Source organism: Protofrankia symbiont of Coriaria ruscifolia (assembly GCF_900634745.1).
In the GTDB taxonomy this organism is placed as follows: Bacteria; Actinomycetota; Actinomycetes; order Frankiales; family Frankiaceae; genus Protofrankia; species Protofrankia californiensis.
The window spans coordinates 11,134-14,156 of sequence record NZ_CAAAFR010000156.1 but is presented as its reverse complement, the minus strand read 5'-3'; the positions used below and the strand labels follow the sequence as shown (position 1 = coordinate 14,156).

Below are 3,023 nucleotides of genomic sequence, written 5' to 3'. Positions count from 1 at the left end.
TCGGCGACCTCGCCGAGCCGTACGAGGCCACCGTGCAGGCGGTCTCCAAGCACCTGAAGGTGCTCGGGCAAGTCGGCCTGGTCAGCCGTAGCGGGGAGGGCCACCGCACTAGGAAAGGAGGCACGCCGCCGTGACCACGAAGCCAAGCGACGGGCACACCTCTGCGGAGCGCCTGGTTGCGGAAGGGATCGTTGAGTTCCTGGCAGGGCTGGGCGTCCCGTTCGTCTTCGGAATCCCGGGCGCCAAGACCGATCCGGTCTTCAATGCCCTTGACGGCAACGGGCCCCCGCTGGTGCTCTGCCGCCACGAGCAGAACGCGGCATTCATGGCTGCCGCCGTCGGCAGGTTGACCAGACTACCGGGGGTTGTGTTGACAAATTCGGGGCCCGGCGCGTCGAACCTGGTAACCGGTTTGCTCACCGCCACCACCGAGGGTGATCCGATCGTGGCCCTGGTCGGCGCTGTACCGCGGGCTGACCAGCTCAAACACAGACAACAGTCCATGGACACGGTCAGCCTGTTCAAGCCGCCGGTCACCAAGCGGGTCGGCGAGGTCAGCGTTGCGGACAACGTCCCCGAGGCGATCATGCTGGCATTCCGAGTCGCGGTCACCCCCCGCAGGGAGCGACCGCCGTCATCTTCCCGCAGGACCTTCTTTCTCACCTCACTTCGGCCTTTCTCACCTCACCTCATCTCACTTCGGCGCGTGCGTTGGGACCACAGTCATGATGCGGTTGGGGGCCGCGCCAGAAAACCTGATCGAGGAGGCGGCCTCCAGCCTACGGGCGGTCCACTCCCCGGTCATCCTCGCCGGGATGCGACCAGCAGCCCCGAGGCGGTGCGCGCCATCCGGGACCTGGTCGCAGCCACCAGGCTGCCGCTCGTGGAGACCTTCCAGGCCGCTGGCGTGGTCTTCCGTGAGCTCGAGTCGTGCTATGTCGGCCGAGTCGTGCTGTGGCGCAATCAGTCAGGCGATGTGCTGCTGTCCAAAGCCGACGTCATTCTGGCGATCGGGTACGACCCCGTCGGGTACCCGCCATCCACGTGGAACCGCTCAGGCGAGCGCGCCATCATCTACCTCGACGAGCTCATCAGCGAGACGGAGAACCACTACCAGCCCGGAACAGAGTTGTGCGGCGACATCGCCCCGCGACCGTCACGGCTTTGCGCGAGCGGGTGTCCGGCCTATCGCTGTCCCCTTCGGCTGCGGACGAGGTTGACCGGCAGCGTGAGCGGTTAAGGCAGATGAGTGTCCCGCCCCGTGACACCCATGGTCACCGTATGCACCCGCTGCGGCTGATGGCGGAACTGCGGGCACTGGTCGATGACGAGACGATCATCACCTGTGACGTGGGCTCGCACTACATCTGGATGGCCCGGTATTTCCGGGTGTACCAGCCTCACCAGCCGCTGTTCAGCAACGGACAGCAGACCATGGGCGTCGCACTGCCATGGGCGATCGCGGCCAGCCTGCTGCGGCCCGAGAAGAAGGTGGTGTCGGTCTCCGGCGACGGTGGGTTCCAGTTCTCGGTAATGGACCTGGAGACCAGGGTGCGGTTCAGGGCGAACACCGTACACATCGTCTGGCAGGACGGCAGCTACGACATGGTCGGGATCGGGCAGGAACTCAAGCACGGAAAGCGCTACCACGTGGATTTCGGGCCGGTCGATCTGGTCCGGATGGCGGAGGCTTTCGGGGCTATGGGTTACCGGGTGGAACACCCGGACCAGTTCACCGCTGTGCTGAAGCAGGCACTTGAGACCGAGGGACCCGTCGTCGTCGAGGTGCCGATCGACTACAGCCACAACATTGAGCTCCAGCGGGACAACGTAGTCGAGTGACAGCTGGGCTACAGCTTGTGCACACGACCACCCTTTGCTCTGCGGTGATCCCGTCAGGGCGAGACGCGGAAGGGCAGTACCCATGTCTGATGTGGACAGCACCACGGCGCACGCCACCGACGGCACGCCTGTAGGTGCTCGACAGCACCCCGAGCAGAATCGACAGCCAGCAAGGGAAGTCGTCTACCAGACCAGCACCATAAGCGCGCTGCTGGACGGCGTTTATGAAGGTGACACGACACGCCGACGCGAGAGGCCACGGCACGGGCGTGGCGATATTCCCCTGGGTGTCCCGGTGGCGGTTCCGCTTGCCGTGGCCGGTGAGCTGGCCGTCGCGGTCGGCGTGGACGGCAGCGTGTTCGCGCTCGACACCGCAGCCCTGGCATTGGCATGAGTGCCCCCGCGCTCGCGGAGCAGCAGGCTCCGCCGCGTCCGCGGCCGAGCCGGGACAGCCGCGCCGGGCTCGTCCTCACCACGCCGGCGCTGATCCTGATCGGCCTGTTCATGCTGCTACCCGGCGTGCTCGCGGTCGTGGGCAGCCTGTTCCGCATCGACCTCGGCGCGAACACCACCTGGTCATGGGTCGGTGCGGCGAACTTCGCCGACGTGCTGTCCAACCCGGATGTGCTGCAGTCGCTGGGAAACACCCTGCTCTACTGCCTGCTGACGATCATGCCCAGCCTCGCCGTCGGTCTGGGGCTTGCCCTGTTGGTCCAGTCGCTGCGGCGGGGCGGGCGGTTGCTGCGCACCCTGCTGTTCCTGCCGTTCACCGCCAACCTCGTCGCGATGGCCGTGGTGTTCCGGTGGATCTTCGCCTTACGGGGCGGTTTCGCCAACCAGGTGCTGGCGGTGCTCGGCATCGGCCCGGTCAACTACCTCGGCGACGAGCGCTACGCCCTGGCCACCGTCGCCGCGGTCGGGGTGTGGCGGGGCGCGGCGCTGACCATGCTGCTGTTCGCGTCCGGCCTCACCAGCATCCCGTCCTCGGTGCACGAGGCCGCCGCCGTGGACGGCATCCGCGGATGGAGCAAGCTCCGGCTGATCACCCTGCCACTGTTGAAGCCAATCATGCTCTTCGCCACGGTGATGACGATCCTGGAGTCGGTGCAGGTCTTCGACACGATCAACGTGATGACCGGCGGCGGCCCGCTCGGCGCCACCGAGACCGCGCTGACCATGAC

The 3,023-nt window shown here is 66.7% G+C and carries 2 protein-coding genes and 2 pseudogenes; all 4 read left to right on the top strand.

The genetic code is table 11. The features are described 5' to 3' along the window. A pseudogene (locus tag CV1CTNOD_RS27930) lies at window positions 1-107 on the top strand (ArsR family transcriptional regulator); the annotation flags it as partial. A gap of 65 nt (window positions 108-172) precedes the next feature. Next, window positions 173-1,842, top strand: a pseudogene (gene alsS / locus CV1CTNOD_RS27925) (acetolactate synthase AlsS). A gap of 82 nt (window positions 1,843-1,924) precedes the next feature. After that, on the top strand, window positions 1,925-2,236 hold the full coding sequence (locus CV1CTNOD_RS17295) for a hypothetical protein (RefSeq protein WP_131787084.1): 312 nt from the start codon (window positions 1,925-1,927) through the stop codon (window positions 2,234-2,236). Next, window positions 2,233-3,023: carbohydrate ABC transporter permease (locus tag CV1CTNOD_RS17290; protein ID WP_242606774.1), on the top strand; the 791-nt coding region annotated here is incomplete at its 3' end. The genes CV1CTNOD_RS17295 and CV1CTNOD_RS17290, both read left to right, overlap by 4 nt.